Origin of the sequence: Hymenobacter sp. BT18, assembly GCF_012273015.1 — a bacterium.
Classification (GTDB): domain Bacteria; phylum Bacteroidota; class Bacteroidia; order Cytophagales; family Hymenobacteraceae; genus Hymenobacter; species Hymenobacter lutimineralis.
On record NZ_CP050954.1, the window covers coordinates 1,057,358 to 1,079,603 of the forward strand.

At 58.3% G+C, this 22,246-nt stretch carries 23 protein-coding genes; 10 read left to right on the forward strand and 13 right to left on the reverse strand.

Annotated elements, in window-relative coordinates; genetic code table 11:
* The first annotated feature begins 65 nt into the window (after positions 1 to 65).
* Positions 66 to 575: a metallophosphoesterase family protein gene (locus HER32_RS04365; RefSeq protein ID WP_168680840.1), complete on the forward strand. Its 510-nt coding sequence runs from the start codon at positions 66 to 68 to the stop codon at positions 573 to 575.
* A gap of 83 nt (positions 576 to 658) precedes the next feature.
* On the opposite strand, the gene HER32_RS04370 is transcribed toward HER32_RS04365, so the two are convergent.
* The gene (locus HER32_RS04370; protein ID WP_168679481.1) at positions 659 to 994 is read right to left on the reverse strand and encodes a hypothetical protein; all 336 of its coding nucleotides are present in this window, start codon (positions 992 to 994) and stop codon (positions 659 to 661) included.
* Between the two features lie 83 nt (positions 995 to 1,077).
* Here HER32_RS04370 and HER32_RS04375 point away from each other — a divergent pair, with 83 nt between their 5' ends.
* On the forward strand, positions 1,078 to 2,109 hold the full coding sequence (locus HER32_RS04375) for a threonine aldolase family protein (RefSeq protein ID WP_168680842.1): 1,032 nt from the start codon (positions 1,078 to 1,080) through the stop codon (positions 2,107 to 2,109).
* Positions 2,110 to 2,193: 84 nt separating this feature from the next.
* Here the strand turns inward: HER32_RS04375 and nhaA are convergent, their stop codons facing one another.
* Positions 2,194 to 3,333: a Na+/H+ antiporter NhaA gene (gene nhaA / locus HER32_RS04380; RefSeq protein WP_168680844.1), complete on the reverse strand. Its 1,140-nt coding sequence runs from the start codon at positions 3,331 to 3,333 to the stop codon at positions 2,194 to 2,196.
* Positions 3,334 to 3,440: 107 nt separating this feature from the next.
* Between nhaA and HER32_RS04385 the strand changes: the two genes are divergently transcribed.
* Complete coding sequence (locus tag HER32_RS04385; protein WP_168680846.1) at positions 3,441 to 4,058, forward strand: DNA-3-methyladenine glycosylase family protein; 618 nt, start codon at positions 3,441 to 3,443, stop codon at positions 4,056 to 4,058.
* Positions 4,059 to 4,069: 11 nt separating this feature from the next.
* On the opposite strand, the gene HER32_RS04390 is transcribed toward HER32_RS04385, so the two are convergent.
* Positions 4,070 to 4,297, reverse strand: a complete 228-nt coding sequence (locus HER32_RS04390; RefSeq protein ID WP_149072385.1) for a hypothetical protein — start codon at positions 4,295 to 4,297, stop codon at positions 4,070 to 4,072.
* A gap of 11 nt (positions 4,298 to 4,308) precedes the next feature.
* Positions 4,309 to 5,223 (reverse strand): DUF58 domain-containing protein, encoded by a 915-nt coding sequence (locus tag HER32_RS04395; protein WP_168680848.1) that lies wholly within the window; start codon positions 5,221 to 5,223, stop codon positions 4,309 to 4,311.
* A 275-nt stretch (positions 5,224 to 5,498) separates the two neighbouring features.
* Here HER32_RS04395 and HER32_RS04400 point away from each other — a divergent pair, with 275 nt between their 5' ends.
* The 3 genes from HER32_RS04400 to HER32_RS04410 all read left to right on the forward strand — a co-directional run bounded on the left by HER32_RS04400 (position 5,499) and on the right by HER32_RS04410 (position 7,767).
* Positions 5,499 to 5,861 (forward strand): DUF3276 family protein, encoded by a 363-nt coding sequence (locus HER32_RS04400; protein ID WP_232066367.1) that lies wholly within the window; start codon positions 5,499 to 5,501, stop codon positions 5,859 to 5,861.
* Positions 5,862 to 6,090: 229 nt separating this feature from the next.
* A complete protein-coding gene (ychF, locus tag HER32_RS04405) occupies positions 6,091 to 7,191 on the forward strand; it encodes a redox-regulated ATPase YchF (RefSeq protein WP_149072387.1) in 1,101 nt (366 codons plus the stop codon).
* 177 nt (positions 7,192 to 7,368) lie between these two features.
* On the forward strand, positions 7,369 to 7,767 hold the full coding sequence (locus tag HER32_RS04410; RefSeq protein ID WP_168680850.1) for a GxxExxY protein: 399 nt from the start codon (positions 7,369 to 7,371) through the stop codon (positions 7,765 to 7,767).
* A 119-nt stretch (positions 7,768 to 7,886) separates the two neighbouring features.
* On the opposite strand, the gene HER32_RS04415 is transcribed toward HER32_RS04410, so the two are convergent.
* From HER32_RS04415 to HER32_RS04430, 4 genes are all read right to left on the reverse strand, one after another.
* Complete coding sequence (locus HER32_RS04415; RefSeq protein ID WP_149072389.1) at positions 7,887 to 9,317, reverse strand: M48 family metalloprotease; 1,431 nt, start codon at positions 9,315 to 9,317, stop codon at positions 7,887 to 7,889.
* Between the two features lie 103 nt (positions 9,318 to 9,420).
* Positions 9,421 to 10,887: a M48 family metalloprotease gene (locus HER32_RS04420; RefSeq protein WP_149072390.1), complete on the reverse strand. Its 1,467-nt coding sequence runs from the start codon at positions 10,885 to 10,887 to the stop codon at positions 9,421 to 9,423.
* A 155-nt stretch (positions 10,888 to 11,042) separates the two neighbouring features.
* On the reverse strand, positions 11,043 to 12,320 hold the full coding sequence (locus tag HER32_RS04425) for a cation:proton antiporter (protein ID WP_149072391.1): 1,278 nt from the start codon (positions 12,318 to 12,320) through the stop codon (positions 11,043 to 11,045).
* Between the two features lie 219 nt (positions 12,321 to 12,539).
* Positions 12,540 to 13,895 carry a DUF5103 domain-containing protein gene (locus HER32_RS04430; protein WP_149072392.1) on the reverse strand — a complete coding sequence of 452 codons (1,356 nt, stop codon included), beginning with the start codon at positions 13,893 to 13,895 and terminating at the stop codon, positions 12,540 to 12,542.
* A 329-nt stretch (positions 13,896 to 14,224) separates the two neighbouring features.
* Between HER32_RS04430 and HER32_RS04435 the strand changes: the two genes are divergently transcribed.
* Both HER32_RS04435 and HER32_RS04440 read left to right on the forward strand, forming a co-directional pair.
* On the forward strand, positions 14,225 to 14,806 hold the full coding sequence (locus HER32_RS04435; RefSeq protein ID WP_149072393.1) for a Crp/Fnr family transcriptional regulator: 582 nt from the start codon (positions 14,225 to 14,227) through the stop codon (positions 14,804 to 14,806).
* Between the two features lie 83 nt (positions 14,807 to 14,889).
* The gene (locus HER32_RS04440) at positions 14,890 to 15,513 is read left to right on the forward strand and encodes a hypothetical protein (RefSeq protein WP_168680852.1); all 624 of its coding nucleotides are present in this window, start codon (positions 14,890 to 14,892) and stop codon (positions 15,511 to 15,513) included.
* Positions 15,514 to 15,790: 277 nt separating this feature from the next.
* On the opposite strand, the gene abc-f is transcribed toward HER32_RS04440, so the two are convergent.
* The 3 genes from abc-f to HER32_RS04455 are packed head-to-tail and all read right to left on the reverse strand — an operon-like array spanning position 15,791 to position 19,250.
* Entirely contained in the window at positions 15,791 to 17,701 is a 1,911-nt protein-coding gene (gene abc-f / locus HER32_RS04445) for a ribosomal protection-like ABC-F family protein (RefSeq protein WP_168680854.1), read from the reverse strand.
* 53 nt (positions 17,702 to 17,754) lie between these two features.
* Complete coding sequence (locus HER32_RS04450; protein ID WP_168680856.1) at positions 17,755 to 18,588, reverse strand: hypothetical protein; 834 nt, start codon at positions 18,586 to 18,588, stop codon at positions 17,755 to 17,757.
* Between the two features lie 23 nt (positions 18,589 to 18,611).
* Positions 18,612 to 19,250 carry a Uma2 family endonuclease gene (locus HER32_RS04455; protein WP_232066372.1) on the reverse strand — a complete coding sequence of 213 codons (639 nt, stop codon included), beginning with the start codon at positions 19,248 to 19,250 and terminating at the stop codon, positions 18,612 to 18,614.
* Positions 19,251 to 19,282: 32 nt separating this feature from the next.
* Between HER32_RS04455 and HER32_RS04460 the strand changes: the two genes are divergently transcribed.
* Both HER32_RS04460 and HER32_RS04465 read left to right on the forward strand, forming a co-directional pair.
* Entirely contained in the window at positions 19,283 to 19,828 is a 546-nt protein-coding gene (locus tag HER32_RS04460; RefSeq protein WP_168680858.1) for a hypothetical protein, read from the forward strand.
* A 144-nt stretch (positions 19,829 to 19,972) separates the two neighbouring features.
* Positions 19,973 to 20,209 carry a hypothetical protein gene (locus tag HER32_RS04465; protein ID WP_168680860.1) on the forward strand — a complete coding sequence of 79 codons (237 nt, stop codon included), beginning with the start codon at positions 19,973 to 19,975 and terminating at the stop codon, positions 20,207 to 20,209.
* An 86-nt stretch (positions 20,210 to 20,295) separates the two neighbouring features.
* Here HER32_RS04465 and HER32_RS04470 read toward each other — a convergent pair whose 3' ends face one another.
* The gene (locus HER32_RS04470; protein WP_168680862.1) at positions 20,296 to 21,927 is read right to left on the reverse strand and encodes an amidase; all 1,632 of its coding nucleotides are present in this window, start codon (positions 21,925 to 21,927) and stop codon (positions 20,296 to 20,298) included.
* Between the two features lie 100 nt (positions 21,928 to 22,027).
* Positions 22,028 to 22,213, reverse strand: a complete 186-nt coding sequence (locus HER32_RS04475; RefSeq protein WP_149072400.1) for a DUF2256 domain-containing protein — start codon at positions 22,211 to 22,213, stop codon at positions 22,028 to 22,030.
* Between the last annotated feature and the right edge of the window lie 33 nt (positions 22,214 to 22,246).

Below are 22,246 nucleotides of genomic sequence, written 5' to 3' on the forward strand. Positions count from 1 at the left end.
GGGCAAGATACGAGAAGTACCCGGTAACGTTGCCACCGGCCTACCGTTCAGTTGTACCTTGCAGCATGCAACAGATTGGCCTTCTCTCCGATACCCACGGCTACCTGGACGAACGTATTCTCCATCACCTGGTTGGGTGTAACGAAATCTGGCACGCCGGCGACTTTGGCACCGCCGAAGTTATTATGCAACTGGAAGCCCTGGCTCCCGTGCGGGGCGTATATGGCAACATTGACGGCCGGGACGTGCGCCTCACCCAACCCCTGGTGCAGGACTTCACCCTGGAAGGCCTCCGCGTGCTGATGACGCACATTGGCGGCTACCCCGGCCACTATAGCCCCGCCGCACGCCAGCTTGTGCAGGAGCACCGCCCGGGGCTTTTTATTTCCGGGCACTCGCATATTCTGAAGGTGATGCCCGACCCTAAATACCAGCTCCTGCACCTCAACCCCGGGGCGGCGGGGCGGCACGGCTTTCACAAAGTGCGCACCCTGCTGAAGTTTCAGGTAGCGGGCGGCAAGGTGCAGCAGCTCCAGGTGATAGAGCTGGGCCCGCGAACCACCAGCGGGGAGTAGCCAAACGCAAAAAAGCGCCTCTACCAACTGGCAGAGGCGCTTTCGTACTGTATGGGAGCCAACCGACGCGGGTGGCAGGCTAGTTAGAGAGCAATTTCCGGCTTGGGGTGCTCACCTTCCTGGCCGTCTTCATTCACGGGCTTGGTTACCGCTTCGGCATCGTCGAAAGCAGCGGCGTTTTCTTTGGCTACGCTGGCTTCGGCGTTAGCATCGGCCTGCTTTTTGGAGCGGGCAGCAGCCTTCTCAGCCTTGGTTTCGGATTGGGCGGGGGCAGCACCGCCGTTGAAGCTGGCTTTCAGCTCTTCGATGTCCACGTTCTTCAGAACGGGGGTGAGGAGCAATTGCTTGATGATGCGCTGCTTGTTATTGGCGCGCGCAATGTTCTTGCGGTGCTTCCGCTTCAGTCGGGTGACGCTCATATCCGGGTCGGTTTAGTCAATTTAGTAAAGGAGGGGCAAAAGTAAGTCTTATTTTTGAATCCTGAAACCTGATTGCTAACTCCATGACCGTATCCCTCATTGATTTCCGTTCCGACACCGTTACCCGTCCTACCCCGGCTATGCTGGAAGCCATGTTCCAGGCCCGCGTAGGCGACGATGTGTACGAGGAAGACCCCACCGTGCGGGCCCTGGAAGAAGCCACTGCCGCCCGCTTTGGGCTGGAAGCCGGGCTGTTCTGCCCCTCCGGCACCATGACCAACCAAATTGCCATCAAAGCCCACACCGAGCCTCTGTCGGAGGTTATCTGTGAACAGACGTCGCACATTTACCTTTGGGAAGTAGGCGGCATTGCTTTTCACTCCGGCGCTTCCGTGGCGTTGCTGCCCGGCAACCGGGGCCGCGTAACGGCGGCGCAGGTAGAAGCCGCCATCCGGCCCGTGAATGTGCACTACCCGACAACCAGCCTCATTTCCCTCGAAAACACCCACAACCGCGGCGGCGGTAGCTGCTACTCGCTGGAAGAAATTGCCTCCATTGCGGAGGTGGCGCGCCGCTACCAGATTCCGCTGCACCTCGACGGAGCCCGCATTTTCAATGCCCTGGTAGCCACGGGACAGTCGGCTCTGGAATATGGCCGCTACTTCGATACTATTTCCGTGTGCCTGAGCAAGGGCTTGGGCGCCCCGGTGGGCTCGGTGTTGCTGGGCAGCCGGGCGTTTATTCAGAAATGCAAGCGTATCCGCAAGGTGATGGGCGGGGGCATGCGCCAGGCCGGCTTCCTGGCAGCGGCCGGCCTCTATGCCCTCGAAAATAACGTGGAGCGGCTGGCCGACGACCACCGCCGGGCCCGGCAGTTGGCCGAGGCACTGGAGGCTCAAGCCTATGTGGCGGAGGTTTTGCCCGTAGAAACCAACCTCGTCATCTTCCGCCTGCAGGACACGATGCCCGCCGAAACCTTCCTGGCCCGCCTGCAGGAGCAAGGCATCCTGGCTTCTTCCTTCGGCCCGCAAATGATTCGCTTCGTTACCCACCTAGACATTGACGACTCGATGCTGGAGAAAACACTGACCGCCCTGCACGCCCTTGCCCAGTAAGTAGCCCGCAGTAGTTTACCGGTTTTATAGTTCTGCCTAGTTGCTGACCAACTGGGCAGAACTATAAAAAGTCTGGCCGCTGCTTTACTCCCGGGAGTGTCCCAGCCGAAGCACCAGAATGCCAAGCAAGGCCGCCAGCACGGAGCCCGCAATGACGGCCAGCTTGGCCACATCGATAAGGGCCGGATCTGAGAAGGATAGATTGGCAATAAAAATGGCCATGGTGAAGCCGATGCCCGCCGTGAAGGCGAGGCCCAGGAGCTTCAGCCAGGTGACATTGGCGGGCAGTTCGGCCACCCCGGCTTTGACGGCCAGCCATGTAGCCGAAAAGATACCCACTGGTTTGCCCAGCAGCAGCCCCAGCCCTACGCCCATCCCCAGGGGTGAGAGCAGCCCACTTACGGCCTCGCCAGACAACACAATAGCGGTGTTGGCCAAAGCAAAAACGGGTAAAATGAGGTAGCTCACCGGCTTTTGCAAGGCGTGCTCAATCTGCTCGATGGCAGTAGTAGGTATGGTGAGGGCCAGCACCACCCCCGCAATGGTAGCGTGTATGCCCGACTGCAACACCACAAACCACAAGCCCAGCCCCAGCAGAAAATACAGCGGCAGCCACTTCACCCGCAGGCGGTTGGCCACCACCAACGCCGCCAGGATGCCGCCAGCTGCCAGCAGATAGCCCATATGCAGCTCGTCTGTATAAAACACGGCAATGATGAGCACAGCCAGCAAATCGTCGATGATGGCCAGGGCGGTGAGAAAGACGCGCAGGCCGGGGGGCACTTTGTCGCCGAGCAACGACAGAATTCCCAGCGAAAAAGCAATGTCGGTGGCCGTGGGAATAGCCCAGCCGTGCGCAGCGGGTGTGCCGGCCGTGCACAGCAGGTAGATGCCCGCCGGCACGGCCACTCCGCCAACAGCTGCCAGCACCGGCAGCAAGGCGTGGCGCACGTCGGTTAGCTCGCCGTATAGCACCTCCCGCTTGATTTCCAGCCCTACCAGAAAAAAGAAGACGACCATCAGCCCATCATCCACCCAGTGGGCCAGGCTTTTGACGAGCGGCCCCGCCCCTACCTCTGTGTGCCAGAAATGTAGGTAGCGCGGCCCCCAGGCCGAGTTGCTAAGGACCAGGGAAACCACGGTAGCCAGCAGCAGCAGCAGCCCCGAAAGCTTCCCGCTCTCCGACAATTCCCGAATAGGCGCAATAATTCTACGTAAGGGCATCGGCAGTAAAGGTACACGGCCTGACCATACCGCGGCCGAACGGCACTTATATCTAGCGGCGGGTACTTACCTTGCTGCTGGCCTCCTGCCCTCCATTCTTCCCGCGTATGACATCTACTGCTGCCCTCGCGCACCTTGCGCAAGCCGACCCCATTCTGGCTACCATTATCCGCCAGGGGCGGCCTATTCAGCCCAGTGCCCACGAGGATTTGTATCTGGCTTTGTTGAAGGCTATTGTCTCGCAGCAGATATCCACGAAAGCGGCGGCGGCCATCTGGCGCAAGGTGCAGGCCCTTTTCCCACCCGATGGCTACCCGGAGCCGGCAGCCGTCCTGGCTTTGTCGGATGAGGACCTGCGGGCGGCGGGCATCTCCCGCCAGAAGGCCGGCTACCTGCGCGCCATTGCCGACTATGCCCAGCGGGGCCAGCTCGACCATACTCACCTCTCACAGCTGGATGCGGAGGCCTTCACGCTGCATCTCACCCAAATAAAAGGCGTTGGGCGCTGGACGGCTCAAATGCTGCAGATGTTTGCCCTGGACCAGCCCGATGTTTTTCCGGAAGGCGACCTGGGCATCCAGAATGCCATGCGCCGCCACTATAAACTGGAAGAAACCGGCCGGGCCCTGCTCCGCCGCATGACGGAAATTGCCGAAGCCTGGCGCCCGCACCGTACCCTGGCCAGTAAATACCTGTGGCAGTCGTTGGACAACGCCCCAACCTAGGCAAAGCTGATTTAGCGCCGGGCGCGCTCTGCGCGCTGCCGCTCGTCTTCTTCTTGCTCCCGTCGGAGACTTTCCCGGCTCACGAGCAGCATAATCAGAAACACCGACAGGAAGGGCAGCACCAGGGAAATCAGCAGCCAGCGCCACCCGGAGCGGCCGTACATGCGGGCTACATACACGGTTATCACGCTGGGAATCACTAGGGCAAACAGGTAGCCCAGAAAACTAAAAAAGTCCATACAATGCAGATTTACCGGCCTTTATTGCGCTTGACCAAGTAGGCATAGAGCACCTTGTCGAATGGCTCCCGGATATCAACCGGCACGAAGTCAATTTTGTACTGCCCGCAGCGGAGGGCCAACTCGTGCTCGTAGCGCTGCATGGCGGCGCGGTACTGCTCGCGCACTTGGTTGGGCTGGAGCTTGAGCGTCTGGCCGGTTTCTACGTCCTCAAATAAGTAGGGCCGCTCCTGGAAGGTGAAGTCCGACTCCGTGGCCCGGTCCATCACGTGAAACAGGAGCACCTCGTGCTGCTGGTGGCGCAGGTGCTGCAAGGCCGCCAGCGCGGCGGTTTGCTCTTCGGGGGCCCGGCCCAGCATGTCGCTGAAGAGTATTACCAACGAGCGTTTTGGAATTTGCTGGGCTATCTGGTGAATTACGTGGGCCACATCGGTGGAGCGGCGCACCACGGGGCGCTGCAGCAGTTGCTGCAGGGTGAGCAGCAGGGTGTGGCGGTGGGTGCTGGTGGAGCGCACCGGCGTTTGCAGCTCCACTTGGTCGGCAAACGTGACGAGGCCCACGGCATCGCGCTGCTTTTGCAGGAGGGTGCACAGGGCCGCCGCACTCAGGATGCTGAAGCGCAGCTTGTCGAAGTCGGGCGCGGGGTAGTACATGCTGGGGCTCACGTCCAACAGGAGGTGGCAGCGCAGGTTGGTTTCCTCCTCGTAGCGCTTCACAAACAGCTTATCGGTGCGGGCCAGCACTTTCCAGTCGAGGTGCCGGGTGCTTTCGCCGGGGTTGTAAAGCCGGTGCTCGGAAAACTCCACCGAAAACCCGTGGTAGGGCGACTGGTGCAGGCCCGTAATAAACCCCTCTACCAGCTGACGGGCCAGGAATTCCAGGTTCTCGAAGGAGCGCACGGCCGCCAGGTCCAGTGGTTTTGCCATATAGGGTAGAAGCAGGTAAACGGGTTGCGCGCCGGCTGCGGCGGGCCTCCTTGCTAAAACTACGGCACGAAATGCCGGAGGTAAAAAGATTCTCAATATCCGCAAAAAGCTGCACTCCGGTCCGGGCGTCTTTACAGTGTGCAATTTCCCTTTTAGCGAGTTTTCGGGTGTAATGGCCGAAACCCAGGCTTCCCTATTTTTATATCATGGGGGAAGTCCTTATTTTGGGCAACAATTTAGTCATCTTGGAATACCTCAACTCTACTCATTTAACTGTGGAAGACCGTCACGATCAGGAAGAAATCTACTCCCAACGCGTCAAGGCTGGTAAGCGCACTTACTTCTTTGACGTGAAGGCAACGCGCGGGCAGGATTTCTACCTCACCATCACCGAAAGCAAGCGTCGCCTGCGCGATGACGACACATTCTCCTACGAAAAACACAAAATCTTCTTGTACAAAGAGGACTTCGCCAAATTCGTGGATGCCCTGCAGGATGCGGTGGACTATGTGCGCGAAGAGCTGCTGACGGAAGAGGAAGTAGCCGAGCTGGACCGCCCCCGCCCGGCCTACGACGGCTACGACAGCCGCCCCGGCGACGCTGGCTACAACCCTAACCGCGCCGACGACACTTACTAACCAGCCCCACGCCTAGCGAAACAAGCTCTACACACCTTCTCCCCGACTACCCCGGCGCGCCCTGCTTTCCCGAAGGCAGTGGCGCGTCGTTGCGTTAGCGGCTGGCCCCGGGACGGTAAGTCAACGGAACCGGCAAGCTGCAAACCCGCCCAAAACGCCCTACCTTTGCGGCACGAATTGCACCGGCGGTGCAGCTCACCATCTCACTAACTCACTATTTCACCGTCATATGGGTCTCCGCTGCGGTATCGTCGGCTTGCCGAACGTGGGCAAATCCACGCTGTTCAACGCTCTTTCCAACGCCAAGGCCGAATCGGCCAACTATCCGTTCTGCACCATCGAGCCCAACGTGGGCGTGATTACCGTGCCCGATGAGCGGTTACAGATTCTGGAAAAGCTGGTGAACCCCAAGCGCGTGCTGCCCACCATCATCGAGTTTGTGGACATTGCCGGTCTGGTAAAAGGGGCTTCCAAGGGCGAAGGTCTGGGCAACAAGTTCCTGGCCAACATCCGCGAGGTAGACGCCATTATTCACGTGGTGCGCTGCTTTGAGGACCCTAACATCGTGCACGTGGCCGGCGGCGTCGACCCAGTGTTCGACAAGGACGTTATCGACACCGAGCTGCAGCTGAAAGACTTGGAAAGCATTGATAAAAAGCTGGTGAAATCGGAGCGCTCCGCTAAAGCCGGCGACGCCGCGGCCAAAAAGGAAGTAGCCGTGCTCCAGCGCTTCAAGGCGGCCCTGGAAGCCGGGCAGAACGCCCGCGCCGTGCCGGCCGACGACACCGAGCTGGAAGCTGTGGCCGACCTGCAGCTGCTCACCATCAAGCCCGTGATTTACGTGGCCAACGTGGACGAGGCCAGCATTGCCACCGACGGCAACAAGCACGTAGCGGCCCTGCGGGAGCATGTAAAGGCCGAAAACGCCCAGGTGGTGCTGGTATCGGCGGCCATTGAGGAGCAGATTGCCGACATGGAAGACCCCGAGGAAAAGGAAATGTTCCTGGCCGAGTACGGCCTCACGGAGTCGGGCCTGAACAAGCTGATTCGCGCCTCCTACGAGCTGCTGAACTTGATTACCTACTTCACGGCCGGCGTGCAGGAAGTGCGCGCCTGGACCATTCACCGCGGCGACAAAGCTCCCGCCGCCGCCGGCGTCATCCACTCCGACTTCGAGAAAGGCTTTATCCGCGCCGAGGTTATCAAGCTGGCCGATTACCAGGAATATAAAACCGAAGTAAAAATCAAGGAAGCCGGCAAAATGGCCGTGGAAGGCAAAGACTACGTGGTGCAGGACGGCGACATTATGCACTTCCGCTTCAACGTCTGAACCACGGATTCGCGCGGATTTATCGGATTTCGCGGATTTTGTAGACGGCACATTGCACCCACTTATAACAAAAAAGACCAGCCTATGGGCTGGTCTTTTTTGTGCGTCGTTTCGGTGGTTTTATTAGATTTAGCTTATATGCAACGCACCTTGCAACCCGTTTTATAAATGCTTGTTATGTTGTTGGACAACCGTTACAATGAATCGACGCATGCTATTATTGGGTGTTCTATGGCCGTGCATCGTATGCTGGGTAGTGGGTTTCAGGAGGCAGTGTACCAGCGAAGCTTAGCAATAGAAATGGAGCAAGCCAAGCTGCTTTTTGCGCGTGAGGTAGAAGTACCTATTTACTACAAGGGCATTGACGTAGGCTCGCGCCGGATAGATTTTCTGGTGCAAAACACCGTGCTGGTCGTGTTGAAAGCGCTGCACGAGCTAAACCAGAACCATTTTGCACAAACTATCAACTACTTGGAAGCCTTTCAACTGGAAGTAGGTCTGCTCATCAATTTTGGAGAGCCAAGCCTACGCTATAAACGATTTCTCAAAAACCAGCCCCGCTCACTTTCCTTGTAATTGTTCCGGCCCCAACAAAAAAGACCAGCCCATAGGCTGGTCTTTTTTGTGTTATAGGTGGGTGCAATGCGCCGTCTACAGAATCCGCGAAATCCGATAAATCCGCGCGAATCCGTGGTTTACTTACCCACCACTTTATACAGCTGTCCGGCAGTGAGCTTGGTAGAGGTCTGCATCCCGTTGAGGATGGCCAGTTCCTCATAACGCTTCGAGGGAATACCGTTGGCGGCCAAGGCCGAGGCCAGCGTTTGACCGGCTTTGGCGGTGCGCAGGCGGATGCGCTCCGGGGCTTTGTTGATTTTAGCTGCGTCGGTGAGGCGCTTGAAGCCCTGAGCCACTCGCTGAAACGTGGGGCCGTAAGTGCCCAGCGTCTGCGGGCCGCACATACCGATGAGAGCATACAGGGTTTTGCCGTCCTGAATGATGTAGCTCAGCGTGGCGGCTGTTACGCCCTGCTCCCCCACCTGGTTGCCCTGGATGGCCAGGGCCTGGAAGCCGTTGAGCGTGGTGCGCGAAGCCTTTGGCGACTGTAGGTTCAACTGCTTGGCCAGTGACTGGGCCGCTTCTTCCAGGGAGTTGCCGGGGGCCGCCGTCAGAATCTGTACAGCCTTACCGCTGGGCTCGGCCATCTGAAACTGCTGGGGTGAGTTCTGAGACTTCCAGCCGGTAGGCACTGGAAATTGAATCTTCAGATCGGGGTGATAGAAGTAGCCGCTTTGCACATAGCCCTGGCGCGGGTCGTCGCCATACACAAGACCGTTGAGGCGCTGCAGGTAGGAGTTGCGGTTTACGGCCAGGGCCCGGCCGCCAGCATCCTGCTTAGCGTTGGCGGCCAGCTTTTTCACCGTAGTGTAGCGGTTGGCCGAGTTGGGGTGCGACGAGAGGAAGGTAGGCACGCTAGCCGCCCCACTCGCCTGCTCCGTGCGCTGCAGCGTCTGGAAGAAGTCGGCCATGCGCGAGGCGTCGTACCCAATTTTGGTAGAGTACTTCACTCCCAGCTGGTCCGATTCACTTTCGTCGTCGCGGCCGTACTTCAGCAAGCCCAGGCCCACTACCTGCGAGGCCGGCTGGGCTAGCTGGGCTACGCGCTTGGAAAGCAGAGACCCCAGGATCAGGGCCCCATTGGCAATGGTGGAGCGGGTTTGCTGCTTCTGACCGTGGCGGGCCGTGATGTGGCCAATCTCGTGGCCAAGCACGCCCGAGAACTGGGCTTCGTCATTGAAGTAAGCCAGGATGCCGCGCGTGAAGTACACGTGGCCATCGGGCGTGGCAAAGGCGTTGATAATGGGCGAGTCAAGCACCGTGAAGCCTTTTACATCGTTGGGGCGGTCGGAAATGCGGCCCATGGCACCGCCTTTCTGATCCATAAACTGCTGCAGGGCCGAGTTATCGAGCAGACCGAACTGGGCCACTACCTGCGGATCGGGCTGGGCACCTTGCACGGGGGCAACGGCGCTGGCGGGCGTGGTGGGGCCCACCAGACTTCCCATCGGCAGCAGCAACCCCAGGAGGGCGGCGGCGCGAACGGGACGGGACAGGGAAATTTTCATCGGGAGAGAATGAAGTACGGGAAGACAAAACCAAGGCCGGGCACGGGCGCTGCACACCCAGGCGCAGGCCATAGTAGGCAGGCATCGTGCCAAACCGGTCAGCTTATTTTTCCACTACCTTGATGAGGGAGCCGGCATCTACCTGGTCGTTCAGCTGCATGCCGTTCAGAATAGCCATTTCGTTGAGGCGCTTTTCGGGCACGTTGTAGCGGCGCAGGGCGGTTTCGAGGTTGCTGCGCAGGGTAAGCTTTTTGATGCGCACCCGCTCAGGCTGGCGGTTCAGCTTCTCGGAGTCGGTGAGGCGCTGGAAGCCCTGGGCCACGCTGGTAAACTGCGGCGCAAACCCATCAAAGTCAGTTGGAGCCGAAACGCCAATCAGTGCGAAAATGGTTTTCCCGTCCTGAATCAGGTACGTGAGGGCGCGCACGCCCGCCACTTGCTGACCAGTTTGCTGGTCCTGCTGCACCTGGTCGGCCACGAAGGCCAGGGCGGGAAAGTTGTTGATGGTGGTTTTCTTCGAGTCGGTGGGCTGCAGGCTGAACTGCTTGGCCAGGGCCTGGGCGGCCTCTTCCAGGGAGTTGCCGGGCGCCAGCATCAGCATTTGCAGGGCCTTGCCGCCGGGGTCGGCCATTTGAAACTGCTGGGGCGTGTTCTGGTGCTTCCAGCCGGCGGGCACCGGAAAGCGGAACTTCAGCTCAGGGTGGTAAAACACGTTGTTTTCCACGAAGCCCTGCTTGGGGTCCTCGCCGTACACAATGCCGTCAATCATACGCAGGTACTGGTCCCGGTTGATCTTCAGGTTGGTGGGGTTGCCGTTGCTGGCTTTCCACTGGTCGGCCAGCTGGTGCACGCGGTTATAGCGGTCGGCGGGGTTGGGGTGGGTGGAGAGGAAGTCGGGAATAGGGTCGGCGCCGCTGGCTTCCTGCTCGCGCTGCAGGGTCTGGAAGAAGTCGGCCATCTGGGCCGCGTCGTACCCGATTTTACTGGAGTACTGCACGCCCAGCTCGTCGGACTGGCTTTCGTCGTCGCGCCCGAATTTCAGAAACAGCAGCTGCATGCCCTGCATGGCCTGGTCGCCAAACTGCGCCAGCTTGGGCGAGGCAATCATGGCGCCCACCAGCCCTACTTGCCCGATGATGGCATTGGTTTGCTGCTTGGCCGAGTGGCGGGCCGTGACGTGGCCGATTTCGTGGCCCAACACGCCCGCAAACTGGGCCTCGTTGTTGAAGTGGGCCATGATGCCGCGCGTGAAGTATACGTAGCCCCCGGGCACGGCAAAGGCATTGATAACCGGCGAATCGACGATGCGGAAGTTGTAGGCCAGCTCGGGGCGGTGCGAGATGGCGCCCATCTGCTTGCCCTTTTCATTGATGAAGTTCTGCAACTTCTGGTCGGGGTAGAGGCCAAACTGGGCCGTTACGGCCGGGTCCGACTGCTGGCCCATGGCCAGCTCCTGCCCTTCCGACACCAGCATGACTTCTTTTTTGCCGGTAACGGGGTTGGTCGCGCAGGAGTTGAACAGTAGCGCGGCGGCCAGGCTGCCGCTGAGAAAGAGAATACGGGACTTCATAGAACGGAGAGAGTAAAGCGCAGGAAAGCCGATGACCACCCGCGCCAGGTGGGAAGAGGAAGAGTCCGTAGCCGCTGCAGGCGGCAGGTATTGTTACGGATACTGCCAGCAACGCAGCACCGGCGCGGAGGTTACACCAGCTCAAATGTCGGGGCTCAGCGGGAAATTTCAGCCTCGGCCCGCTCGTCCAGTTCCAGGGTGGTGGGGCGGCCGTGCCAGCGGTCCAGCCAGTTCATCACGGGCGTGGCCAACACCCCGTGCAGGATAATGGAGGTAAGCACCGTGAAGCCCGTAATGGCCCACAACTCCCGGCTATCGGGAAATGCCTGCTTGTTGAGAGCGTAGGCCAGGTAGAAAAACGAGCCGATGCCGCGAATGCCGAAAAACGAAATGACCAACTGCTCGGGCCAGCTCAGGCGGCTGCGCCAGAGCGTGAGCATGCCGCCCATGGGCCGTAGCAGAAACAGCAGAAACAGCCCCAGCCCTACCCCGCGCCACGTGAGCGGCTCCAGCAGCCCCCGCACCAGCGCGCCCCCAAACAATAGCAGAATCACCACAATGAGCAGGCGCTCCAGCTGGTCCGTGAACTCGTGCATTTCGGTGTGGTACTCGTGGCTGCGCTCATGCGCCCGCAGCGTAACCGCCGCAATGAACACGGCTAGGAAGCCGTAGCCGTGCGCCAGCTCCGTGATGCCGTAGGCCGTGAGCGTGACGGCCAGGGCCACAAATCCGTAGGCTTCAGGATTAATACGGATGCGGTGGGGCAAGTCAAAAATCAGGAATGAAAGCACCTTACCCGCCAGCCAGCCCCCCGCTACCCCCGCCGCAAGACGGTACAGCACGTCCATCAGTGCCCAGTCGGTGAGGCGCTCCACTACAGGCACGGCGGCCGGCAAGAGAGCCAACGCCAGGTATACGAAAGGAAAGGCCAGGCCGTCGTTAAGGCCGGCCTCGCCGGTTAGGGCAAAGCGCACGTTGTCTTCCCGACCTTCCCCAGGCTTGCCCACTTGCACGTCGCCGGCCAGCACGGGGTCGGTGGGGGCCAGCGTGGCGGCCAGCAGCAACGCTGAGGCCAGGCTTAGGCCGGCCAGCCGCCAGGCTACCACCCAGAAGCCGGCAATGGACACCACCATCAGGATAAGCACCAGCTTGAGCGGAGCCCGCCAGCGCACCCGCGAAAACTTCCGGTCGATTTTCAGCCCCGTACCCGTGAGGGCCACAATCACGCACAGCTCGGTGAGGTGGGTGGCAAATTCGACGTGCGTTATCGGGTCGGGCGAGGGCAACCCCAGCGGCAGCGCGTACACCAACGCCCCCAGCCCCACAAACACGATGGGGTACGAGAGCGGAAACTTTTTCAGCAGCGAAGGCAGCCAGGCTACGGCCAGAATAGCCACGCCCAAAACCACCAGCCCAAGGTTATACAACGACATGCAACGGGGATAAGCGGAGACAACGAGAGTCTCTGCTTACGCAAGCCCGGCCGTGTCGGCTGGAATGGAGCCGTGGGCAGCAGCTTGTCTGATAAACCAGGCCGTCATGCTGAGCGGAGCCGAAGCATCTCTACCGCTTCGCCTGCATCATTCAACGAAGCGGTCCAGATGCTGCGGCTGCGCTCAGCATGACGTACTGAATTAGGCTGCCTACTTGTCTTAACGCCCCTGGTTTAGCTGGATGATCTGGGCGTTGGCTACGGCCACGGCGCTGTAGCCAATGAGCAGGTCGGTGCGGGTGCCGGGCGGGCGGTAGTACACCAGCAGATCGTACTGGTTTTCGGTTTCCTGGTGGCTGCCCTCAAAGTACACTTCATTGGGTACGGCCGCCCCACCCACGGCGTAGCTGTAGTTGTAGTAGCCCTGCTTGAGCAGCAGCCGGCCCTGGTACTCCTGGGCCTCGGCGTTGTAGGTGAGCTTGTTTTCTTCGCGCAGCTGCCAGTCGGATAGCGCCCCCAGCACATACACGGGGCCGGGCGCGGGCTGCGGGGCCCTTAGGTGGAAGGTCACGTTCAGGTAGTCGGCGTTGGTGGCGCCGGTGCCGTACTCGCGGCTTTCCAGTACGCGCTGCCCATCCACATCAGGGTACTGGGAATAGGCCAGGCCGTTGCGGGTGGCTTCGGGCAGCAGGTCGGCTTCGCGGGGGCTGGCCTCGGGGTTGATGCGCGCTACCCCGGCCCCGCTGGCCCGGAAGGAGCGCAAGTCAAGGAAGCGGTACTCGCTCAGTCCGGGAAAAGCGTTTTCGAAGTTGAAGTACTGGTAGTCAAGCTGCCGCTCAGCGTCGCGCACGAAAGTGGGGCGCAGGTTGTAGCGGGCATTATCCCAGCGGAAGTTCTGGCGCAGCACCACCTTCACTTCCTGGGCAGGATTGACGATGGGGTAGCCCCCGTAGCGGATGCCGAAGTTGAGCTGCTGCATAGTGTAGCGCTGCTGCCCCGCCGCTATAGGCCCCGGCTGCAGGAAAGCCTCCACCCGATTGTCGTAGACCAGCACCCGGCGCGAAAGCACGGGCACGCCCGCCGTGGTTTGCACCACCCAGAGGTAGTTGCCCGAAATCTTGACCCGGGGCAGCTGGGTGCGGTAGTGGTAGTAGGGCACCTTGGTGTTCACGCTGGTGCGGTAGTCGGTAATTGTCTGCTCGTTGATCTGGCTGAGAAACTGCATATCCGTGAGGATGGACGGCTTCCAGTCGGCGTCGCAGTGCACGAGCCGGGCCGTGAGGCGCTGGCCCTGCTCGCTGAGTACATCAAACTCCAGGGTGACGGGCAGGTCCTGGGCCAGCGACACCACCGGGGGCGTAAACACCTGCGTGGCCTGGCCGGTAGCCACGTAGCACTGCACGGAGCGCACATCGGGCGAGTAGGTGGCATCCTCGTAGCGTAGCGTGGGCGCAGCCGCTACGGGCGTGCTCTGGCTGGTGCCGGTAGCATTAGGGTCGGTGATGGGAGTGCCCAGGGGCACGCAGGCGGCGCTGGCAAGCAGCAACCCCGGGAGCAGATGAGCGAAGTAACGCATAGACGCGAAGGTACGGGCGGAACGCGGTTTGTGGGCGAAGCGGCGCCGCCTGGCGCTTGTAGGATATTCTGAAAAAGGAAAGCCGATTCCTACAAACTTGGTAGGAATCAGGCGAGAAACTATTTTATTTCCTACACTCTTGTGGACCCGTCAAATAAGCAGGTTCTTTTGCTTACGAGCAGCCCCGATTAGCCTGGTCGAAGCGGCAACAACGCCACCCTAACAGGCCGGTGATTCGGGGCTTGCCCGGGCAGCGCAAGAATTTGCTGAAGCGCCCTACCATCGCCAAGCCGTAAACCCTCAGACCAATTCCATCTCCTCCCAAAAAAATGGAAAACGCACTTTTTGGCTTTATATCAAACTATATTTCTTTAACAGAAGACGAGAAAAACATTCTCCTCTCGCTCGACATATTCCGTTATATTAAGAAAGGAACTATTTTACTTAAAGAAGGCCAGAAGTCACAGGATTCTTACTTTGTTTTGAAAGGATGTATTCGAAAGTATTACATCAAAGATGGTGAAGAAAAAACCACCGCGTTCTTTACGGAGCTGGACGCCTTAACGCCTCATTGCGTTGCAAGTAAAAATCCTTCCGACTATTTCATCAGCTGCGTCGAAGACAGCATCATTACCGTTTCAAATCCTGATTTGGAAAAAGAAGTAAATAGCAAATTCCCCAAATTTGAAATAATGTGCAGAATGTTATCAGAAGAATTACTAGCCAAGCACCAAATCAATTTTGACGAGTTCAAGACTTCTTCCCCAGAACAACGGTACCTGAGCTTACTGCAAAATCGCCCAGACCTGGTTCAGCGGGTTCCCCAACACCAGCTAGCGAGCTACTTAGGCATCAAACCTCAATCATTAAGCCGATTAAGAGCAAGAATTACAGAGAAAGACAAGGAATGAGGGGCATTTCTTAACTTAAGTGAACGAGTTCCGGGAGCTCGTCAACCAACTTTTGCAGCATCGTTTCACATAAAGGGAAAGAAATGCAAAAGAACCTCTTATTCCTTAGCCTGGCCCTAACGGCCAGCACACTACAAGCCAAGGCTCAGTATACTGAGGCAGATAGCACTTACAAAAGATGGTTTGTTGGCAGCACTATATTCCTCTTGGGCAATCTGGCTCCTACAAACCCTCCCGACTTCGTCCAGCTTAATTTTGGCTACCGGATTACCGGCAAAGACGTCATTACCTTAGAGCCGAAAACCTGGAAATATGCTTGGCCCAATGGTATTCATCCATTCTTCAACCAAGCATACGGTAAGCCGGAGGAAGAATTTCCGGGGTATGTTCGCGAGTATGGCCTATCAGTAGCGTACCAACGCTTTTTTTGGAAAGGACTCTACACCGAACTTAACGTAATGCCTACTTTTCAGACTTTTACGAATAAAGAAGGCAAAAGAATAGATGATGGGTTTCAGATTTTCAATACGTACCGGGCGGGGTATCACGTTAAACTCTTTAAAGACAGATTTTTTATTCAACCATCCGTTGCCATTACCCACCGCGCTTACCACACCAGAATGCCAGATGGATTTAAACAGCTAGACGATAAATGGCCCAAGTTTGTCTTGGGAGAACCGGGGTTTCATTTCGGGTTCAATTTGTAGCTACGGCATCAACAAAGGGCACACAATTAATCTTAAAGACAAACAACACGCAACACCCAGCGGCAGCTCCCTGAATTTGGCAGCTCAGTACCTATAGAAGGACCCGGAGCTTTATCTGTTTTGGCTTGCTCGACAGCTATAGCAGTTTCCTGAATGGTGTATACGTTCCTGGGAATTACCACCTTTGAGTTGCGAAATCAACTGCCTAAGCATTAAAAAGCCCCACCCGAAACCAGAAGTTTCAGGTGGGGCTTTCTGATGTAAGTGAGGCGGGCGTTTACATTTCGGCCAGCATTTCCCAACGGTCGTTGAGCTGGGCCAGCTCTTTTTTCACCTGCTCGAATTTGAGGGTGGCGTCTTTGAGTTGGGCGGCGTTCTGGTAAATCTGCGGGTCGGCGAGCTGGGTTTCGTAGCGGGCCAGCTCCTTTTCGCTTTCCTCGATTTTCTTTTCTACCTCGGCCAGCTCCTTCAGGGCCTTTTTCTGGTCGGGTGAAGGCGTTTTGGCGGGGCTGGCTTCTACCTTCTTTTCCTCCTTGGGCTGGGGCTTGGGAGCTGATGGGCTAGGCAGACCAGCTTTCTTGGCGGCCTTTTCGCGGTCCTCCATCCACTGCTCCCACTCGGCGTAGGTACCGGGGTATTCCTTCAGCTGGAAGTCCTCGATGTACCAGATTTTGTTGGCCACGTTCTCTACGAAGAACCGGTCGTGGCTGATGACGATGTAGGTGCCTTCGTACTGATCCAGGGCCTGAATCAGGATGTTCACCGACTGCATGTCCAGGTGGTTGGTCGGTTCGTCGAGCAGCAGGAAGTTGGCCTCCGAAATCAGGGTTTTGGCCAGGGCCACGCGGCTTTTTTCGCCCCCGCTCAGCACCTTGATTTTCTTGTACACCTCGTCGCCGGTGAACAGGAAGGAGCCCAGCACCGAGCGCAGCTCCATTTCGGAACGCTTGGAGCCGGCTTCTACCATCTCCTGCAAAATCTCGTTCTCGATGCGCAGGCTTTCCAGCTGGTGCTGGGCGTAGAACGACATAATCACGTTGTGGCCCAGCTGGTGGGTGCCGTTGGTGGGCGCCTCCTGCCCGGCCACCAGGCGCATGAGCGTGGATTTACCTTTGCCGTTGGCCCCAATCAGCGCGATTTTGTCGCCCCGCTCGATGTGCACGTGGGTGTCACGGAAGATGATTTTCTCGCCGTACTTCTTGCTCACGTGCTCCATGCGCAGGATGTGGCGGCCGGGCGTGACGGTGAAGTTGAACTTGATGTTCACCTTCGCGTCGTCGGCGGCTACGTCTTCGATGCGTTCCAGCTTGTCGAGGGCTTTCACGCGGCTCTGGGCCTGCTTGGCTTTGCTAGCTTTGGCCTTAAACCGCTCAATAAACCGCTCGGCCTGCCGGATCTGGGCCTGCTGGTTTTCGAAAGCGCCCTTCTGAATGGCGTTGCGCTCCTCCTTTTCTTCGAGGTAATACGAGTAGTTGCCGGCGTAGGGCACCAGCTTGCCGCCGGTTACCTCCACCGTGGTGTTGGTGGTGCGGTCCAGGAACTCCCGGTCGTGACTTACGATGATAACAGCGCCCTCGTAGCCGGCCAGGTAGTTTTCAATCCACTTAATGGAGGGCAAGTCCAAGTGATTGGTGGGTTCGTCGAGCAGCAACAGGGAAGGCTGCTGAAGCAGGATTTTGGCCAGCATCACGCGCATGCGCCAGCCGCCCGAAAACAGCTTCAGGGGGCGCTGCAGCTCCTCGGTGGTAAAGCCCAGCCCTTCCAGGATTTCCTCGGTGCGGGCCTGCATGGTGTAGCCGCCTAGGGCCTCAAACCGCTCCTGCAGGGCGGCCAGCTTTTCCACCAGGTCGTCGGTGTAGTTGGTTTCGAATTCCAGCAGCACCTCGTCAATTTTCTTCTGCACGTCCAGGGCTTCGCCGAAGGCCTGCATGGCCACAATCAGGATGGGCTCGTGCGAGTCGTAGGAAAGCAAATCCTGGTTGAGGAAGCCCAGGCTCACGTCCTTGCTCATGGAGATGGAGCCGCCATCGGGCTTGTACTCACCCACCAGAATGCGCAGCAGCGTGGATTTACCCCGACCGTTGAGCCCGATCAGGCCAATCTTATCCTTGGGTTTGATGTGAAGGCTGGCCTTGTCGTAGAGCGTGCGCGAGCCGAAGTGAAAGTCGAGGTCGGTAATGGAAATCATCCTACTTTGCGGGGTATCAGGCCGCAAAGGTAGCGGTTTGGGGGGAGGGATACTTATTGTCCTTTCATTACTCTCCACTCTTTACCGATTTCAATAGACAAGCATTTAAAGACAAAATAGGCCAATTCGGCTATTCTTTCTAATGTCTTATCAGCAACATCAATAGTCATATTGACATTAATATAGCCATTGCTACAATTTTTGCCACAAAATTCACCATGCAATATCCCTTTTTGAGTACTACTAATTTCGCCAATGGTCTTACCTTTTATAACTCCTTCGCTATGTACTAAAGCATGTCTAGTAACGGACAACGCCTGATACCATTCATAAATATTCATACCGGCACCATTGTTATTTTCTCCGTTTCTAAATTGACTAGATAATTCTCTAATCAGTTTGAATAGATCTTTATTATTACGACCCGAATTATATTTCCTCATACTTTCTTTATAGTCAATTAATGACGAATTATAATCAACATGCTTTATGGAACTAAAATCCTTATTAAGAAACAAGTATGAAGCTAATATATCTTTAAGAAAAGTTGAAAACGATTCATAAGCTTGAATTACAGAGTAATTAGCTTCCCTAAATTCATAGTTTCTTATCTCTGATTCATATAACTTACTTTGTACAATATAATTTTTACCTGTATGATAGTATAGTTTCCATCCATCATCGTCAGGGCCTGTCAAGTCCCCAATTACCAGTGAGCTTGCGGATAGAAAATTAGGCAAATTGTTTTCTCTTGACACAATAGATTCTGATTTATCTTTAAAAATATTTGCCACGTGATATAGCATGCCTTTTAGGACAATAACTCTATCCAAATAGACTGAGTAAACTTCGTAAAGTTCTGAGCTAAAACCAGTTGGATGATTCATTACTAACAAATTAAAATTGAAATTTAAACTCCCTCAAACACCTCCGTCCACTCCATCTGCAGCTCCGGCAGCGTGGCTACGGGTATCAGGCCGGGCGTGTAGAACTCGCCGCGCAGCTGGTAGCGGCCGTCTTCGCCCAGCAGGTAGATGACCACGTTGCGCTGCTCGGGCGTTACCATCCAGTACTCGCGCACGCCGGCTTCCTCGTAGAGGTCGAATTTCTCCTTGGTGTCGCGGGAGACATTGCCGGGCAAGAGAATTTCGATAATCCAGTCGGGGGCGCCCAAGCAGCCGCGGTCGTCGAGCTTCTGCGGGTCGCAGATGACGCAGATATCCGGCAGCACCACGGTTTCGATGCTGGCATCGCCGTTAGGGGTGCTGCGCACGAGGCGCACATCGAAGGGGGCAACGTAGGTGCGGCAGGGTTTGCCACGCAGATAATGCGCGATGGGCGTGCTGACGTTGCGCGAAATATCCTGGTGCCGCCGCTTGGGGCTGGGCTCATCAGCCGCACCCGGCCTCGAATCAGTTCTACCCAGTCCGTCAGCTGCCAGGTCAGGTAGTCGGCGTAGGTGTAGCGGCGCGTCAGGTCCAGCTGGGAGATGTCGGTTATCGGGGCCATAGAACAGGTGGTACGTGGCAGGGGTAAAGTTACGCAGCAAACCGCCTCTTCCCTGCCCGCGTACACTCCGGCATGAAGCTGATTTTCCTGCCCGCCGCCCTTTTCTTCGCCCTGAGTGCCTGTACCTCCACCGAGCAGGAAACGGCCACCAACCAAACCGCAGAGGTGGTGCCGCCCAACCTGACCGCTGAAATGTCGACCACGGAAACGGTGGGCGCTACGGGCCGCAACCACGGCTACCTCCGGCGCGTGTACCAGCAGAAAGGCCAGTACTACGCCACGGTAGACTACATTCAGTTTCTGACCGGGGAAGCCGCCGTGGCCGCAGCCCGCCGCAAGGGCGACGCGGCCGAGGATGTGAGCCAAGACGGCGACACCACCTACTCCGTCTTCAACGACTATTACATCATCAACGACAGCCCCCGCCTACGCACGGTACGCCTCAGCCCCACGGCCACCATTACGCTGTGGCGCAGCGCCGAAACCGGCCTGGAGGAATATCCGGCCACTCCCGCCCAGCTCCAGGAAAAAGACGCGCAGGCCCTGGGCCTTTCGCCCTTTATCATCGAAACTCGGCAGGGCCTGGCCGTCAGCCTCTCCCAGCAGTACGTCCCCTGAAACACGTTCTTACTCCGCCTGGCGTAGGCGTAGTAAGCGCCGGGCATGAGCGGAGCAAGCGCCTGGAGAGTTAATTAAATGCCCACCTAGGTGGCCCTGGTTCCGTATAGCAAGGCATCCGACTACCTAAAAACACCTTAAGCCATGGCAACCACCGCCCCCTCCATACCCCCCGACGAAAACGATGACCGTGCCGCCAATGCGGCTCAGGGCCGCCAGACCGGCGGCGTAGTTGGCCAGACGGCTGGCAAACCCACCTACGGCAGCGGCGGCTACGAGCTTAACCTTGATGCCGAGCCCCTCGAAGATGGCGGCTCCGCCAGCGCCAGCTCTTCCACCGAAAAATCGTCCCGCGAGCAGCCGGCCAACGATAAAGAGTAGCTTTAAATCGTTGCTAAAAAGCTTCCCTGGCCCCCACCCTGAATATGCGTTCAGAGTGGGGGCCAGGGAAGCTTTTTTTACGTTACTTAGCCTACAAACGGGGCACGGAAGGTGGGTGCCGCGCGCTTCTTGGAGGCCTGCTCGTAGGCATAGGCCAGCGTGAGCAGGGGGCCTTCCTGCCAGGCCCCGCCCACAAACGACAAGCCCACGGGCATACCGTGCGCCTGGCCCATGGGCACCGTAATGTGCGGGTAGCCTGCCATAGCGGCTGGGGAAGAGAAGCCGGGGCCCTTCCAGGAATCCCCGTTAATAAGGTCGATGGGCGTAGCCGGGCTGTTGGTAATGGCCACCAGGGCGTCCAGCTTGTTGTCGGCTAATACCTTGTCAAGCACCTGCCGGGCCCCGCCGTTCGACTTGCGCAAGGCCGCCTGGTACTTGGGGCTGCTCAGGCCTTCGAGCTTCTCAGAGGCTTCCAGGATTTCCTGCTGGAAGAAAGGCATGGCCTTGGCTTTGTTTTCGGTGTTGAAGCGGATGACGTCGGCCAGGGTTTTCACTGGGGCGCCGGCCGTAGCCAGGTACTTGTTTACCCCATCCTTGAACTCATAGAGCAGCACGTCGTACTCGGCCTCGCCCAGCGGGTCGATCTGCTTTTCTACTTCCACTTCCACTACCGTAGCTCCCTGCGCCTTGAGCACGGCCAGCGCCGCCTGCAGCAGGGCCACCGAATCGGAGTTGCCGGTGAGGTGGTTTTTCTCCACACCCAGGCGCCTGCCGCGCAGGCCATCGGCTTTCAGGAAGGTAGTGTAATCGGGCTGAACGTGGCCCTTGCTGGCCTGCGTAGCCACATCGGCCGCATCGTCGCCGGCCAGGGCACCCAGCAGTACAGCCGCGTCGCGCACGGTGCGCGTCATGGGGCCGGCCGTGTCCTGGGTGGCCGAAATAGGAATAATACCCGAGCGGCTCCACAGGCCCACGGTGGGCTTGATGCCCACCAGCCCGCTGCACGAAGCCGGCGACACAATGGAGCCGTCGGTTTCGGTGCCAATGGCCAGGGCACACAGGTTGGCGGCCGCCGCCACGCCCGAGCCGGAGCTGGAGCCGCTGGGGCTGCGGTCGAGGATGTAGGGGTTGCGCGTTTGGTGCCCGCGGCTGCTCCAGCCGCTGGTGCTGCGCGTGGAGCGGAAGTTGGCCCACTCACTCAGGTTGGTTTTTCCCAGCACAATGGCCCCGGCGGCCCGCAGCTTCTGCACGATGAAGGCGTCCTTCTGCGCCTTGTGGCCGGCCAGGGCCAGGGAGCCGGCCGTGGTTTGCTGCTGGTCGGCCGTGTCGATGTTGTCTTTGATGAGCACCGGAATGCCGTGCAGCGGCCCGCGCAGCTTGCCAGCTTTGCGCTCCTCGTCGAGCTGGTCAGCGAGCTTCAGGGCATCGGGGTTGGTTTCGAGTACGGCGTGCAGCTGGGGCCCGGCTTTGTCAATGGCTTCGATGCGGGCCAGGTAGAGCTCCGTGATGCGGCGCGCCGTAAGCTGCCCGCTCTTCATCTTATCCTGGAGCTGCGCTACCGTAGCCTCTTGGAGCTCGAAGGTATCGGGGGCCGGGGCCGCGCTGCCGTCAGCGGTGGCTGCCGAGGAGGCCGGGTCGGCAGTGCAGGCATCAAGGGAAAAGGTAGCCAGGGTGAGGCCGGCCAGGGAGCTGTTGCGAAGGAAGATACGGCGGTTCATGCAAATGATTTTGGCGTAAGATAGATCCGCCGCTGGCACATTTCCGAATTGACCCGGCGGCCGACGTTACGGCTTTCCGTCGGGGCTGCTTTCCGGCTTTTTAGGCGCTTGCCGGTGCTGTTGGGCGGGACTTGTTGCGCTGGCATTTCTCGCCACAGTACTTCACCTCGTCCCAGCAGGCCCGCCATTTCTTGCGGTACTCGAAGGGCCGGCCGCAGGTAAGGCACGTTTTGGTGGGCAGGTTGCCCTTGGTTAGCTTGCGAGGAAGAGTGTTGGCGCGCGGCATAGACCGGAGTAACTCCTGCGGCCCCGAAAGGGT

Coding starts and splice junctions, on each gene's coding strand:
- HER32_RS04365 (WP_168680840.1), top strand. CDS start 66: ATGCAACAGATTGGCCTTCTCTCCGATACCCACGGCTACCTGGACGAA.
- HER32_RS04370 (WP_168679481.1), bottom strand. CDS start 994: ATGAGCGTCACCCGACTGAAGCGGAAGCACCGCAAGAACATTGCGCGC.
- HER32_RS04375 (WP_168680842.1), top strand. CDS start 1,078: ATGACCGTATCCCTCATTGATTTCCGTTCCGACACCGTTACCCGTCCT.
- nhaA (WP_168680844.1), bottom strand. CDS start 3,333: ATGCCCTTACGTAGAATTATTGCGCCTATTCGGGAATTGTCGGAGAGC.
- HER32_RS04385 (WP_168680846.1), top strand. CDS start 3,441: ATGACATCTACTGCTGCCCTCGCGCACCTTGCGCAAGCCGACCCCATT.
- HER32_RS04390 (WP_149072385.1), bottom strand. CDS start 4,297: ATGGACTTTTTTAGTTTTCTGGGCTACCTGTTTGCCCTAGTGATTCCC.
- HER32_RS04395 (WP_168680848.1), bottom strand. CDS start 5,223: ATGGCAAAACCACTGGACCTGGCGGCCGTGCGCTCCTTCGAGAACCTG.
- ychF (WP_149072387.1), top strand. CDS start 6,091: ATGGGTCTCCGCTGCGGTATCGTCGGCTTGCCGAACGTGGGCAAATCC.
- HER32_RS04410 (WP_168680850.1), top strand. CDS start 7,369: ATGTTGTTGGACAACCGTTACAATGAATCGACGCATGCTATTATTGGG.
- HER32_RS04415 (WP_149072389.1), bottom strand. CDS start 9,317: ATGAAAATTTCCCTGTCCCGTCCCGTTCGCGCCGCCGCCCTCCTGGGG.
- HER32_RS04420 (WP_149072390.1), bottom strand. CDS start 10,887: ATGAAGTCCCGTATTCTCTTTCTCAGCGGCAGCCTGGCCGCCGCGCTA.
- HER32_RS04425 (WP_149072391.1), bottom strand. CDS start 12,320: ATGTCGTTGTATAACCTTGGGCTGGTGGTTTTGGGCGTGGCTATTCTG.
- HER32_RS04430 (WP_149072392.1), bottom strand. CDS start 13,895: ATGCGTTACTTCGCTCATCTGCTCCCGGGGTTGCTGCTTGCCAGCGCC.
- HER32_RS04435 (WP_149072393.1), top strand. CDS start 14,225: ATGGAAAACGCACTTTTTGGCTTTATATCAAACTATATTTCTTTAACA.
- HER32_RS04440 (WP_168680852.1), top strand. CDS start 14,890: ATGCAAAAGAACCTCTTATTCCTTAGCCTGGCCCTAACGGCCAGCACA.
- abc-f (WP_168680854.1), bottom strand. CDS start 17,701: ATGATTTCCATTACCGACCTCGACTTTCACTTCGGCTCGCGCACGCTC.
- HER32_RS04450 (WP_168680856.1), bottom strand. CDS start 18,588: ATGAATCATCCAACTGGTTTTAGCTCAGAACTTTACGAAGTTTACTCA.
- HER32_RS04460 (WP_168680858.1), top strand. CDS start 19,283: ATGAAGCTGATTTTCCTGCCCGCCGCCCTTTTCTTCGCCCTGAGTGCC.
- HER32_RS04465 (WP_168680860.1), top strand. CDS start 19,973: ATGGCAACCACCGCCCCCTCCATACCCCCCGACGAAAACGATGACCGT.
- HER32_RS04470 (WP_168680862.1), bottom strand. CDS start 21,927: ATGAACCGCCGTATCTTCCTTCGCAACAGCTCCCTGGCCGGCCTCACC.
- HER32_RS04475 (WP_149072400.1), bottom strand. CDS start 22,213: ATGCCGCGCGCCAACACTCTTCCTCGCAAGCTAACCAAGGGCAACCTG.